This window comes from Citrobacter freundii complex sp. 2025EL-00176 (genome assembly GCF_053309355.1).
On record NZ_JBRYHT010000001.1, the window covers coordinates 488,981 to 502,244 of the forward strand.

Consider the following 13,264-nt stretch of genomic DNA (forward strand, 5'->3'; position numbering starts at 1 on the left):
TTAACGGAACGGCGGTTCGTTGAACGTGCGTAATTTACGGGAGTGCAGTCGGTCGCCTTCGGCGCGAAGACGATCGATAGCCCGGATACCTATTTGCAGGTGCTCGGAAATGGCGCCTTCATAAAAACGGTTGGCCTGGCCGGGCAGTTTGATCTCGCCGTGCAAGGGTTTGTCGGAAACGCAAAGCAATGTGCCGTAGGGAACGCGGAAGCGGTAGCCCTGGGCGGCGATGGTGGCGCTTTCCATATCGATAGCCACCGCGCGGCTAAGGTTAAAGCGCAGCGCAGAGGCGGAGTAACGTAATTCCCAGTTGCGATCGTCGGTGGTGACAACGGTACCGGTACGCAGGCGCTGTTTGACCTCTTCGCCGGGCATGCCGCTGACCTCTTTGGTCGCGTCATACAGCGCGCGTTGCACTTCAGCGATGCTCGGAATCGGGATATCCGGTGGGAGTACGGCATCCAGCACGTGATCATCACGCAAATAAGCGTGGGCCAGAACATAATCGCCAATTGCCTGACTTTCGCGCAGGCCGCCACAGTGCCCAATCATCAGCCAGACGTCAGGGCGCAGTACGGCGAGATGATCGCAAATAGTTTTGGCGTTAGACGGGCCGACGCCGATATTCACCAGCGTGATCCCCTGACCATCAGCGGTGATTAAATGCCAGGCGGGCATCTGGTGTTTCTTCCAGGCAAGGTCGGAGATGGCTTCCTCTGGCGCTTCGGTTTCGGCGGTGATCCAGATCCCGCCTGCGCATGACAGCGCGATGTATGGGCTGTCCGGGTCGAGGATCTGGCTGCAGCCCCAGCGTACGAACTCATCGACATAGCGGGTGTAGTTGGTGAACAGCACAAAGGGCTGGAAATGTTCAACCGGTGTTCCCGTGTAATGACGTAGTCGCGCCAGTGAAAAATCCACGCGTCGGGCATCGAAGTGAGACAGGGGAGAAAATTCCGCCGGATGAAAAATCCCGTCCGCCGTTTCGTCACCAATCTGCGACAATTCAGTGGTGGGGAAATGGCGCGTTAATCCGGCGCTCATCGAGCGATCCAGCGTCAGTTCAGAACCGTCAATCACATAGGGATAGGGGATTTCATGCTGCGATGGCTCAACGGAGATATGCGCATCATAATCCTGATACAGCAGCGTGAGCTGTTCTTCAAGATAAGGACGAAAGAGCGACGGACGGGTAATGGTGGTGGTGTAGCACCCTGCATGGGTAAAGCGGCCATAGGCGCGGGTTTTCGGAGGATTAGTGGCGCTGCCATCCCAGGTGACACGAAGTGACGGGTAAACAAAAAGACCGTTATGGCGGGCGATTACGTCAGGGAGCGTCCCTGTTTCAATATACTTTCCAATGGCGCTACGCAGTGATGTAACTGACTGTTCGTACAGCGCGTCCAGTTTATCCAGTGCCTGAGCCGGGGTCAGGCTGGCGCCCTTATTTTTCATGTCTGTCTCCTTGTTCCACAGATATACCGCTCTCCCGATAGTATGTCACAGGAATGTGAAACAAAAGTCAGACGTTAAGGAAGATTGTGCGAAGACCTGATGGCCTTCGCACCAGGGGTTAACCGTGCTGCTTATCCCGCATCAACAGCGCAGTAGTGGCGGAGATAAGACACCCCGCCATCAGATAAATGGCTACGCTGTGCCAGTCTCCGCCTGAGAATGTCACCAGTGCCGCCGCAATAAAGGGGGTAAAACCGCCACCAACCACGCTGGCCACCTGATAACCAACGCCAGCGCCACTGTAGCGATAGCTTGCGCCAAACAGGCCGGTAAACATAGGCTGCTGCACACACACCACCATATCGTGCGCGATGTTGGCCAGCATAATCGCGAAGAACACGATCCAGAAAATGGACTGCGCTTCCAGCGCCATAAAGAACGGGAAGGCGCTTAGCGTACCGACCAGTGCCCCGGTAATGTAGACGCGACGACGACCAAAGCGGTCGGCAAGCCACGCAAAGCAGGGGATGGTCAGGCAGCTCAGCCCGCCGACCAGCAATCCGATATTCAGAAACAGCTCGCGCGGCAGGCCCAGGTTTTGCGTCGAGTAGTTAAGGGCAAATGCGGTGACGATATACATCGTCAGTAGTTCACACAGGCGCAGGGCGATAATTTTTAAGAACGCGCCCGGATGGCGGATTAAAGCCTCGATGACCGGTAGCCGCTTTTTCTCCGGTTGCGGGGCCTGTTGCTGTTGTTCGAACTCGGCCGATTCATCCATTCTGTTACGCATCCACAACGCGCCTAATACCAACACGATGCTGAACAGGAACGGAATACGCCAGCCCCAACTGAGGAACTGCTCATCGGTGGTTTGAGAGCTAATCAGCGAGACGAGGCCGGTAGACAGCAGTAGCCCGACGCCGTACCCGACCTGTACACCACTGCTGTAGAAGGCTTTTTTATTTTTCGGTGCGCTTTCGACGGAGAGCAACGCAGCGCCGCCCCATTCACCACCTACGGCGAAGCCCTGAATGGCGCGCAGCGTCACCAGCAGAACGGGGGCCCACCAGCCAATGGTGTCAAAGGAAGGAATAATGCCAATCAGCGCCGTGGCAATCCCCATCATCCAGACGGTGAGCATCAGCATACGTTTACGCCCAAGACGATCGCCGAAGTGGCCGAAGATGACCCCGCCTAGCGGGCGGAACAGAAATCCGACGCCAAAGGTAGCGAAGGCGGCAAGTGTTCCCATCGCCGGACTGACCTGTGGAAAGAACTCGCGGTTAAAGACTAACGCGGCGGTAATGCCATAGAGCAGAAAATCATACCAGTCGACCACGGCGCCCGCGAAGCTACCAAGCGCAGCGCGTCGGGCACGGTTGAGCGAAGAGGCGTCCTGTTCGGGACCCGTGGAGGTGAGGGTGGAATCCATAGTTATCCTGTCTGTACTGTTTTTTTAATTATTAGTATTGAATTGGGTTACACACATTGCAGTTGTAATATTAACGAGAGTTATGAGATTACCGCGACAGACGGGAAGATTAAACGATTATATCCCTCACAGAGGGCAACATGAAAAATAAGACGAATGGAAAAATAGAAAAGCAAAAAGCCTGCTCGAAAGCAGGCTTTTCTAAATTTGGCTCCTCTGACTGGACTCGAACCAGTGACATACGGATTAACAGTCCGCCGTTCTACCGACTGAACTACAGAGGAATCGTTTGAACGAGGCGCATAGTAGCGAGGGTGATGAGGGTTGTCAAAGGGGTAAATGCAATTGTGCGTTTGTTTGCTGACAAAATCAGCAAAGCGGCGAACTTTCCATCTTTTTATGTTTTTGCTCCATTCTGGTGCGTGTCTACCTTTTCCAGGGCAGCCACAGTCATCTGTATAGGCGTATAAAAAATGTCATTCTTCACTGTGCTCCTTACCTGACGCGGCGTCAGGGGTAAAACTCCGCTTCCGACGAAACTGGCAAGTATCTTGCAATCCTGAATCACATGACTGCCAGCACGGGTTCTGGTATTCCGACAGGAGGCAAAATGAACTTCAGACGACTGAAATATTTCGTAAAAATCGTCGATATTGGTAGCCTGACCCAGGCAGCGGAAGTGTTGCACATCGCGCAACCCGCGCTGAGCCAGCAGGTCGCCACGCTGGAAGGCGAACTGGATCAGCAATTGCTGATTCGTACCAAGCGTGGCGTTACGCCCACGGAAGCGGGGAAAGTGCTATATACCCACGCCCGGACGATTTTACGTCAGTGTGAACAGGCGCAACTTGCGGTCAATAATGTTGGCCAGACTCTGAGTGGTCAGGTTTCTATCGGCCTGGCACCGGGTACGGCGGCCTCATCCATCACTATGCCACTATTACAAACAGTACGTGCCGAGCTGCCCGATGTACTGGTCTATTTGCATGAAAACAGTGGGGCAGTGCTAAATGACAAACTTCTCAGCGGACAATTAGATATGGCGGTGCTCTATGAGCGTTCGCCCGTGGCGGGCATAAGCTGTCAGCCGTTGCTGAAAGAGGATCTTTTCCTGGTGGGGACACGTGAGTGCCCGGGCCAAAGCGTTGATTTAGCCGCAGTGGCACAGATGAATCTGTTTTTGCCGCGGGATTACAGTGCGGTGCGTTTGCGGGTGGATGAGGCTTTTTCACTACGTCGCTTAACGGCCAAAGTCATTGGCGAAATCGAGTCTATCTCGACCTTAACGGCTGCCATTGCCAGCGGTATGGGCGTTACCGTGTTACCCGAATCCGCAGCCCGCGCATTGTGCAATGCAGCAAATGGCTGGATGGCGCGGATTACCACCCCATCAATGAATCTGCCGCTCTCGTTGAATGTGTCGGCCATGGGGAGCTTGTCGCCACAAGCGCAGGCAGTTAAGGAGATCCTGTTGTCGCTGGTTAGCCGACCGACGCTGGAAAACCGCGAACTGCAGTTGGTGAGCTAAACCTTATTCCCCAAAGGAATAAGATGCAGGTTTTTATTATTTGTTATGCCGGGCATCAGACTTTAACAATAGCGTAATGTCTGATGTGCCCGGAGCGCAAAGTGAATTTCCAGCAACTTAAAATAATCCGCGAGGCGGCCCGTCAGGATTACAACCTGACAGAAGTCGCGAATATATTGTATACCTCGCAGTCGGGCGTCAGCCGACATATTCGTGAACTTGAAGATGAACTTGGCATCGAAATATTTATTCGTCGCGGGAAACGCCTGCTGGGCATGACCGAACCGGGTAAAGCCTTGCTGGTCATTGCTGAACGTATTCTGAATGAGGCCAGTAATGTTCGCCGACTGGCGGATCTGTTTACCAATGACACCTCAGGTGTTCTGACGATAGCCACCACGCATACCCAGGCGCGCTATAGCCTGCCCGCAGTGATTAAAGCATTTCGTGAGCTTTTCCCGGAGGTGCGTTTGGAGCTGATTCAGGGCACGCCACAGGAGATCGATGCATTGTTGCAAAATGGCGGAGCAGATATTGGGATCGCCAGTGAACGTCTGAGTAGCGATCCGCTGTTAGTCGCTTTTCCCTGGTTTCGTTGGTACCACAGTCTGCTTGTTCCTCACGATCATCCACTCGTCAAAACATCCCCTTTAACGCTGGAATCCATCGCCCATTGGCCGTTAATTACTTATCGTCAGGGAATTACAGGACGTTCGCGTATTGATGAAGCGTTTGCTCGTAAAGGGTTAGTGCCGGATATTATACTCAGCGCTCAGGATTCAGATGTGATTAAAACCTATGTGGCGTTGGGACTGGGTATTGGGCTGGTGGCTGAGCAATCCAGCGGTGAGCAGGAAGAGGGGAGCTTAACCCGTCTGGATACCCGACATTTATTTGATGCGAATACCGTCTGGTTGGGTCTGAAACGAGGACAACTGCAGCGCAACTACGTCTGGCGATTTATCGAACTCTGTAACGCTGGATTATCTGTGGATGAAATTAAGCGCCAGGCAATGGAGCCGGATGAAACGGTGATTGATTATCAGATATAAAGCGGGGTTTTCAATATCAATTACTTTGCCACTGGCGCTCTTTTGAATGCGCCAGTCTTCCACTGATTCTGCGGCCTGCATTGCACCGTTGTCTGTAGCGAAAAATTAAGCCCCGGTAATAAATGAGACAAAGCGATTAAGCACCCGGCTGACTTCTCGGTTTTTAAGCCATATCATCATAGTGTTCACGTTACCTATTTGTGGCGTAATCGTATGGCTTCGGATAGGGAAATTATGTTCATACTGTCTGACTACGCTCTCTGGCAACAGGGCAATCCCCATTCCGGCACTCACGCAGCCAAGGATCGCCTGAAAAGAGCCGAACTCCAGGGGATCGGCATAATCGACGCCCTGCAGCCGCAGCCATTGTCCCAGACGGGAGCGATAGTTACACCCCTTAACAAAGACCAGCGGTCTTGACACCTTGAGATCCGCGCCGGTAATGACATCCCGGTGCTCTGCCGCCGTCACCAGTACCAGCGTTTCCTGACATAAAATGTGCAATTGCAGAGGCGAATTTTCCGTGTGCAGTCCCTGATGATCGGCAACGAAAGCGATTTCCAGTTCATTGTTCAGGATGTGCTGCACCAGTACCTCCGTGGGGGAGGTTTTCAGGTTTAGCTCAACGGAAGGCATTTCGCGGTGGAAATTCGCCAGTATCGAAGGCAGACGTACCGCTGCGGTCGTTTCCATTGCGCCGATGCGTAACGGTCCCGCCACTTTTGTTCCATGCATGGACAATTCCGCTTCGTGTAACAGGGCCAGAATTTTGTTGGCATAGCGAAGAAGAAGCTCGCCTTCTGGGGTGATGTAGAGACGATTTTTCTCACGGACAAACAGAGATACGTCAAGGCTGGCTTCCAGCTGTTTGAGACGGGTTGTGACATTCGATGAAACGCAGTGCAGACTACGTGCAGCAGCGGATATGGAACCCGTTTCCGCAACCGTTTTAAACAAGTTAAGCGAGGTACTGTTCATAGAAGGCATTACCTAAAGTGAATGTTTTCGTCATTTTTATTAACTTTTTATTATCATTTCCTTGTGTAAGATAACAATCAAACTTAATTCGTCTTTTGAGGCCAAAAAATGGATCTCGATCACAGCGCTATTGGCCATCGTCAGCTGAGTACTGCTGTATTTGGTATGATCGTCTTGACCTTAGGAATGGGAATTGGGCGTTTTTTATATACCCCTATGCTTCCCGTTATGCTTCATGAAGGGCTTTTTACCTTTTCGCAATTATCCTTAATTGCCAGCGCAAACTATGCAGGTTACCTCGTCGGCAGTCTCCTTTTCTCATTTGGTATTTTCAACGCAGTCAATAAGTTAAGAATGCTGTTACTGGCTTCAGCGTTACTCACAGGCCTGCTGATTTTTCTGATGGCAAAAGTGACTCAGCCTGAAATTATTCTGTTAATCAGATTCCTTGCGGGTGTGGCAAGCGCGGGAATGATGATATTTGGTTCAATGCTGGTGCTCCAGCATACCCATAATCCTTTTGTTATCGCCTCACTGTTTTCAGGCGTAGGAATAGGCATTTTTATCGGTAATGAATATGTCATCGCTGGCGTGTCTTACGCGTTAGATTCAAGCTTGTTGTGGATTGGCGCTTCCATACTTTCAGCGATATTTTTCGTTATCCTGCTGATTTTATTGCCGAAAGATAAGCATATGCTCCCCCCGGTAAAAGCAGTCGTAAGTGCGGAACCTGATATCCAGTGGTGGAATTTAGCCTTACTGTATGGTCTGGCCGGATTCGGCTATATCATTGTCGCTACATATTTACCGTTAATGGCCCGGGGGGTTGGCAACACCTTTTTAGCCGACCATATCTGGTCCATTGTCGGTCTTGCCGTTATTCCTGGATGCTATGGCTGGTTATGGGCCGCGCGCAAGTGGAATATATTATCCTGCCTAAGTGTTAACTTAATTGTTCAGGCGAGTTGCGTAGTCATGGCCATATTTATTAACTCACCATTGCTACTAACCATTAGCTGTATTGGTTTTGGCGGCACATTCATGGGGACAAGTTCTTTGGTCATGCCGCTGGCAAGAAAAATAAGGGCACCAAAAAATATTAACCTTCTTGGCCTCGTTACGCTGACTTATGGGGTTGGGCAGATCGTCGGTCCATTAATTGTCAGTGCCTTCCAGAGCAATAAAAATGGAATGACCTATTCCATATTATTGGGTGCAGTCTCGTTATTTATCGCAGCAGGGATTAGCTATTTACAATACAGTAAAGTTAAATATTCAGACAGTTGGAGCAAAGAATGAAAAAAATGACAGTGGCTATACTGGGTATGGGACCGCGTGGTTTAAGTATTCTGGAAAGGATTTGTGCCCTGCATACAGAGTATGCGATTAATGAACACATGCAGATTATTATTATTGATAAAAATGCCATGGGTGTGGGAGCGCATAGTTTGTCTCAGCCCGATCATTTATTAGTTAATACTGTTGCCTGTCAAATAACATTGTTTGGCGATGCGACCGTAAAAAATGCCGGCCCTTTTCGCCCGGGCCCATGTTTTCATCAATGGGCTAACAATCAGGGTTATCGCAAAGTGGGTGATCGCTATATAAAAAGCGAAACAGGTAGAGCTATTGATGCAAATGATTACTTGCCTCGTCGCCTACTGGGAGAATATTTGAATTGGGCGTATGAGAGAATACTAAAAAATCTGCCAGCCAGTCTGACGGTAACACAAGTAAATCAGCAGGCAACTAATCTTTTTATTCAGCAAGATAAACAATCAGCCATCGTTTTAGAAGATAATCAGAGGATTGTTGCTGACTTTGTCTATTTGACAACCGGCCATGGCGACAATATGAAAACGTTGGAAGATCATTATGTCGAAAAATTTATTGCCAGCAGTAATAAGCAAAATGAACTGCTGGAATATTATTCCACGCCTTATCCGGTTGATAGGTTAAATAATATTCACTCCCGAGCTAAGGTTATCGTCCAGGGCATTGGGTTGACAGCTTATGATGTTATTTCTCAATTAACACTGGGACGTGGTGGACGGTTTGTGACAGACAATGGGATGCTTCGCTATCACCCTAGTGGCAATGAACCTGATATTTTTATTTATTCCAGACAGGCTCTGCCTTTCAGCAGTCGCGGCATGAATCAAAAAGGTGTTGCCGGTCAATACCGACCACGATTCTTAACTTCAGCCGCAATTAATGAATTTCGTGTCCAGAATTTAATTCATAATGCCACATCAAAAATAAATTTCATCGAACAAATTTTTCCGTTGCTGCATAAAGAAATGTGCTACGTCTATCGATCTACTCTGGAGGGGAAGTGGCAGGAACCCACGACATACGTTGCTGATGAGCATGATGCCGCGATTATCGATAGCATACTTTATCCTCATCGCCATCAGGAACATGCCTGCCTGGAAGAATATAGCCAATGGTTTATTGATTTTTTACGCGATGACTTGCATGAGTCTGACAAAGGCAACGTCAAGGGCCCAGTTAAAGCGGCGACCGACATTATTCGTGACGTAAGAGATATTTTGCGAGGGGCTATCGATAATTGCGGACTTGACGCGAAATCGCATCAATACTTCATTGAGCAGATCAATCCTGTCTTTAATCGTATTGCCGTAGGTCCGCCGAAATTGCGTAATGAACAACTGTTGGCATTAATGCATGCCAACATAGTTCGTCTGGCAGGAGGAAAGGATTCCCGGTTAATGATGAATGAATATGAGGGTAAGTTCGAGGTTCATTCTGAATTTAAAGATGAGAGTAGCGTAGTGAAAGCTGATGTGTTGATAAAAGCCAAAATTGCTAACTTTTCGCCGTTGCACGACGTTTCAACGTTGATGAGGAATATGACTATCAACGGCATTGTTCGTCCCTTTATGAACGATGGTTATCATCCAGGCGGGCTGGATATTGATATCAATCAGCATCCGATTAACTGCCTTGGGGAAACGCAAGAATCGATTTGGGTGTTAGGCAATCCAGCGGAAGGGGCTAATTTTTACACTTATGTATTGCCCCGACCCCTTGTCAATTCGAGGTTCCTGGTCGATGCCGGGCGCTGTGTAACCGATATGTATCAACAATTGCACCATCGCAATGTTCAGCATGAGGTTGCCATTAATGCAGGCTGAGCAAATCCAGGCGCACGGTAATCTATGGCAAAATCTGCAATCCTCAATGATTGTGATCTCATTGGGTGTTTTCCTTGCATCCTGTGTGCTTGCCGAAAAATATCCCGTGATGTCGGCTTTTGCACTCGTTGCGTCAATAATGTATATCCTGTTAACTTTTTCATTCTGGTGGAAAAAGTCATCGGCAAGAAGTGGGATCCTCATTTTTATCGCTTCGATGATTTTTCTACTGGCAGCAAACAAGAGTGGGGAACTTAACCTCCTCGCTGTTTTTGTACGATATTCAGACGTCATGTTCTTGCTAGTGGGGATTGCATTACTCCGGCAGGTGATGAACGCGATAAATTTTAACGCTGCGCTGGGGGCATATTTACTTCAGAAAAAACCGTCTCGAGTCACATTGTCCATTACGTTGCTGACCGCTTTTTTAACCTGGCCAATGAGCCTTGGGGCCATTCCTCTCCTGCTTGATAGCCTGAAAAAAGTGGTTCAACCGAAGTTTAACCTGGCGAAGATTGTCACCCGTACGGTATGTATCACGATGGTTTTAATGCCGACGACTATTGGTGCGGCGGCGGTATGGGCAGCTATGCCGGATATCCCTCATGTTCCGGCGATGCTGGTCGGCATTCCCCTGTTTTTATTCAGTATCCTGTTAAACCAGAAATCGCGTGTCCAACTGGTTGTCGAAGATAGCCATACGGTTTCTGACCGCGGCAATATGACCTCCATTATTGCTTTTATCGGCTTGTTTTGGGGAAGCTTTATTCTATCGTTGAGCGTGCTGGGGTTGAATCCTTTGCAGAGCATCACCTTCACGGCAGTTGTTCTTTTTATCGTCAGCCATTTTGTGAATCGCAAAAAGCAGTGGGCACAACAACTGTCTGAATCTGCTCAGGGGATCTCCGGAGAAGTGGTATTACTCCTGGCATGTAGCCTATTAACATCGGTATGTATGATGTTATTTGCAAACATCCCGCAAGGCATTACAGCGTTTGTTAGCGGTCTTACAACTTTTCAGTGCTATGCCATTATTTTATTTGTTCTGCCCTTGCCTGGTATCCTTGGTATTCATCCCCTAATTATATTTAGTGTGTCGTGGTCGATTTTTTCCGACTATCTTTCCGGCAGCGTGGTGGATTATCAGATTTGGATTTGCCTTTTTATTGCTACGCAACTGTTATCTCCGGTATCGATAAACGCAATTTTTGCTGCCAACAGCCTTAATGTTTCTCCCGGCAGAACCAGTTTCCAGATGCATTATGGTTATGTTCTGCTGTTTAACCTGTTTGCGCTTAGCTACCTCGGCGCATTATCCACAATCATTTAGTTTACAGGAGTTGTTATGCCCTACGTAAATATTAAGATCACTAAAGAAGGTGTGACCGATAAACAAAAGAAACAGCTGATGGAAGGCGCGACTCAGCTACTGGTGGATGTGCTTAATAAAAACCCTGCTACAACCATTGTGGTTATTGACGAAGTCGATACCGATAACTGGGGGATTGGCGGCGTACCGGTGACCGAGTTGCGTAAAAAAAGTCAGTAATAGTGAATGTGATGGCGGGGAACGTGCGTTCCTCGCCTGATATCCGCAGTCATCGTGTTTTGCCCTGGATGCAGGTAATGATATTGGCCCTTGCCGGTGTCATAAGCTGAGAAAAATAACCAACATACATTATTGTCTCTTTTCTGAGGATGTCATATATGCATGCTTATCATCATATACGTTTGGGTAATACCTCGATTAATGTTAAAAAAAGCTTTGATGAGTTGCTACCTGATCCCTGGCTTAAAGCTGAAGATGGAAAATTTCGTTTTCGAAGTTATCTTCAGGCAAAGGCAGGGTGTGAAAAATATTTTAGTTTGTGCGAGGCCGGAGTTTTCTTTCAGTCTGAAAAACTTAATACATATTCAGGTGGCATTAGCAGAAAGTATCCAGCAATAAAACAGGATGTTGCCGAAGAAATTATGAATCTGGTATTCCGCAAATTACTGCCATTGCTACCGAAGGATAACTATAACGTTGGTATTCATCAAATAAGAATTACAACACATGATCGACAACCGGGCTATCCTGCTCCGGAAGGTATTCATCAGGATGGCTTCAAGTTCATTGCCGTCTATTGCAGCGAAATGGAAAATATCGCCGGTGGGGATACCACGTTAATCCCTCATCACGACGGCGGAAATGACGCAACAACCTTCAAAATTCTGGCGGGGGAGGCGATCATTTTCAATGATGTTAATTATCTGCATTATACCGCACCAGTGGTACCGTTGTTGCCCGGGAAAGGATTTCGGGATGTGTTTGTCATTACGTTTGATATCGAGAGTGAAAAATAATGAACATCTTACTGTGCCCACCCAAAATTCTTTTACAACACTCGCCAAACGCCTGGCATGAACTCCAGCAATCAACGCCGTTAGTGATAGCCACCTGCGCCAGTCAAAAAGCGCCGATTTTGCATCATATGGGGAATGATTTTACTTTTCTGTTTTATGAAAACTTTAACGATAATCCCCTGGTAGAACTGGATATTTATCATTATGCACGTTCGAACAACGCCAGCGGTATTTACTTCCTGGCTGAAATTGATGTGCTCAGAGCGGCAAGGATCAGCGATCGTTTAGGTTTAACGCAGGGGCGTGAGAATGCGGCGATCCTGTTTCGCGATAAGTTTCTGATGAAATCCCGTGTGCAGCAATATCAGTTGCCGATTCCAGCGATGGCTCGCGTGGGAAATGCGACGGCAATGGCCTCATTTATTGCGCAACAAGGATATCCCTGCGTGATAAAACCAAATGATGGACGTGGATCTCTGGGGGTGGTGGTTTTAAAAAATGAAGGTCAGTTATTTAAATATCTGGCGCAGATGAAATCCTCTGAATACCATAATCTATTAATCGAGAAGTTTATCGAAGGTGAGGCTTATCAGATCAACGCGTTGTATCTGCAGGGGAAACCCATATTTATTTCCGCCTCTCGGGCCACGGTATCTTGTCTTGATTTTCTATCAGGGCAAACCTTAGGGTTGGTCATGGAAGATGATAATTCGCTACACCAGAAGTTGATTGACTATACAAAATACCTTGCGAAAGAAGTCTTCCCTATTGAGAAAAACACCTTACTTCATCTTGAGGTATTTGTGGATCAGGGCGGTAATATTATTTTCGGCGAGCTTGCCTGCCGGTTAGGCGGATGTTTCGTTAATGAAGAATTAGGTGCGGCGTTTGGCCTCGATCCGCGTATGACATGGCTCAAGGCCTGTCTGAGCGAAACGTATCCGCGGGATTTAGCGCAAAGAACACCTGTTATCCGGGTTGGACAACTGAATGTGCCGCCTTCTCAAGGAACCTTACAGGCTATTGCGGATAAATGTCCGTTACCTTTTGTGATCAATTATCGGGCTACAGGTGTTGTCGGACGTCATTACGATGTGATGAAACTGACGAATGGTGAGATTGTCAGTGCTATTGTTGAAGGTGAGTCCAGTCGCGAAATTGAGGAACATCTTGCGATACTAACGCAATGGGTGAGCGATAATACGCATTGGGTTAAAGATACGGTGCACTGAATATATTTATGACGTTGCTGGCGAAAATTATTGTTATCTGAACAACCGGCCTGGAGAGGTACTGGATGAGAGTATTGGCA

General features: G+C 48.3%; 11 protein-coding genes and 1 tRNA gene. 8 read left to right on the top strand and 4 right to left on the bottom strand.

Features of this window, described 5'->3' with window-relative positions; translation table 11 throughout:
* The 3 genes from ACVXHP_RS02415 to ACVXHP_RS02425 all read right to left on the bottom strand — a co-directional run bounded on the left by ACVXHP_RS02415 (position 1) and on the right by ACVXHP_RS02425 (position 3,174).
* Positions 1-1,455 (bottom strand): AMP nucleosidase, encoded by a 1,455-nt coding sequence (locus ACVXHP_RS02415; protein ID WP_447570783.1) that lies wholly within the window; start codon positions 1,453-1,455, stop codon positions 1-3.
* Between the two features lie 118 nt (positions 1,456-1,573).
* Complete coding sequence (gene shiA / locus ACVXHP_RS02420; protein WP_200006768.1) at positions 1,574-2,890, bottom strand: shikimate transporter; 1,317 nt, start codon at positions 2,888-2,890, stop codon at positions 1,574-1,576.
* A 208-nt stretch (positions 2,891-3,098) separates the two neighbouring features.
* Positions 3,099-3,174 (bottom strand) — tRNA-Asn (locus tag ACVXHP_RS02425).
* Between the two features lie 326 nt (positions 3,175-3,500).
* Between ACVXHP_RS02425 and nac the strand changes: the two genes are divergently transcribed.
* Together nac and cbl are read left to right on the top strand one after the other, a co-directional pair.
* Entirely contained in the window at positions 3,501-4,418 is a 918-nt protein-coding gene (nac, locus tag ACVXHP_RS02430; protein ID WP_316130582.1) for a nitrogen assimilation transcriptional regulator NAC, read from the top strand.
* Between the two features lie 101 nt (positions 4,419-4,519).
* Positions 4,520-5,470, top strand: a complete 951-nt coding sequence (gene cbl, locus ACVXHP_RS02435) for an HTH-type transcriptional regulator Cbl (protein ID WP_447570784.1) — start codon at positions 4,520-4,522, stop codon at positions 5,468-5,470.
* A gap of 105 nt (positions 5,471-5,575) precedes the next feature.
* Here cbl and ACVXHP_RS02440 read toward each other — a convergent pair whose 3' ends face one another.
* Complete coding sequence (locus ACVXHP_RS02440) at positions 5,576-6,448, bottom strand: LysR family transcriptional regulator (protein WP_316130580.1); 873 nt, start codon at positions 6,446-6,448, stop codon at positions 5,576-5,578.
* 108 nt (positions 6,449-6,556) lie between these two features.
* Between ACVXHP_RS02440 and ACVXHP_RS02445 the strand changes: the two genes are divergently transcribed.
* The 6 genes from ACVXHP_RS02445 (at position 6,557) to ACVXHP_RS02470 (ending at position 13,184) form a co-directional block, all read left to right on the top strand.
* On the top strand, positions 6,557-7,747 hold the full coding sequence (locus tag ACVXHP_RS02445) for an MFS transporter (RefSeq protein ID WP_316130579.1): 1,191 nt from the start codon (positions 6,557-6,559) through the stop codon (positions 7,745-7,747).
* Positions 7,744-9,606 (top strand): FAD/NAD(P)-binding protein, encoded by a 1,863-nt coding sequence (locus ACVXHP_RS02450; protein WP_447570785.1) that lies wholly within the window; start codon positions 7,744-7,746, stop codon positions 9,604-9,606. The genes ACVXHP_RS02445 and ACVXHP_RS02450 overlap by 4 nt, the downstream gene beginning before the upstream one ends.
* A complete protein-coding gene (locus tag ACVXHP_RS02455) occupies positions 9,596-10,936 on the top strand; it encodes a hypothetical protein (RefSeq protein WP_316130577.1) in 1,341 nt (446 codons plus the stop codon). Before ACVXHP_RS02450 ends, ACVXHP_RS02455 begins: the two co-directional genes overlap by 11 nt.
* Before the next feature lie 15 nt (positions 10,937-10,951).
* Positions 10,952-11,155: a 2-hydroxymuconate tautomerase family protein gene (locus tag ACVXHP_RS02460; protein ID WP_038639801.1), complete on the top strand. Its 204-nt coding sequence runs from the start codon at positions 10,952-10,954 to the stop codon at positions 11,153-11,155.
* Between the two features lie 158 nt (positions 11,156-11,313).
* Entirely contained in the window at positions 11,314-11,952 is a 639-nt protein-coding gene (locus ACVXHP_RS02465) for a 2OG-Fe dioxygenase family protein (RefSeq protein WP_447570786.1), read from the top strand.
* Positions 11,952-13,184: an ATP-grasp domain-containing protein gene (locus ACVXHP_RS02470; protein ID WP_447570787.1), complete on the top strand. Its 1,233-nt coding sequence runs from the start codon at positions 11,952-11,954 to the stop codon at positions 13,182-13,184. Before ACVXHP_RS02465 ends, ACVXHP_RS02470 begins: the two co-directional genes overlap by 1 nt.
* The last annotated feature ends 80 nt before the right edge of the window (positions 13,185-13,264 follow it).

Excerpts from the sequence above, each read along its gene's own strand:
- ACVXHP_RS02460 (WP_038639801.1), top strand. The coding sequence starts at position 10,952 with ATGCCCTACGTAAATATTAAGATCACTAAAGAAGGTGTGACCGATAAA.
- ACVXHP_RS02450 (WP_447570785.1), top strand. The coding sequence starts at position 7,744 with ATGAAAAAAATGACAGTGGCTATACTGGGTATGGGACCGCGTGGTTTA.
- ACVXHP_RS02445 (WP_316130579.1), top strand. The coding sequence starts at position 6,557 with ATGGATCTCGATCACAGCGCTATTGGCCATCGTCAGCTGAGTACTGCT.
- ACVXHP_RS02465 (WP_447570786.1), top strand. The coding sequence starts at position 11,314 with ATGCATGCTTATCATCATATACGTTTGGGTAATACCTCGATTAATGTT.
- ACVXHP_RS02455 (WP_316130577.1), top strand. The coding sequence starts at position 9,596 with ATGCAGGCTGAGCAAATCCAGGCGCACGGTAATCTATGGCAAAATCTG.
- ACVXHP_RS02440 (WP_316130580.1), bottom strand. The coding sequence starts at position 6,448 with ATGAACAGTACCTCGCTTAACTTGTTTAAAACGGTTGCGGAAACGGGT.
- ACVXHP_RS02415 (WP_447570783.1), bottom strand. The coding sequence starts at position 1,455 with ATGAAAAATAAGGGCGCCAGCCTGACCCCGGCTCAGGCACTGGATAAA.
- shiA (WP_200006768.1), bottom strand. The coding sequence starts at position 2,890 with ATGGATTCCACCCTCACCTCCACGGGTCCCGAACAGGACGCCTCTTCG.
- nac (WP_316130582.1), top strand. The coding sequence starts at position 3,501 with ATGAACTTCAGACGACTGAAATATTTCGTAAAAATCGTCGATATTGGT.
- ACVXHP_RS02470 (WP_447570787.1), top strand. The coding sequence starts at position 11,952 with ATGAACATCTTACTGTGCCCACCCAAAATTCTTTTACAACACTCGCCA.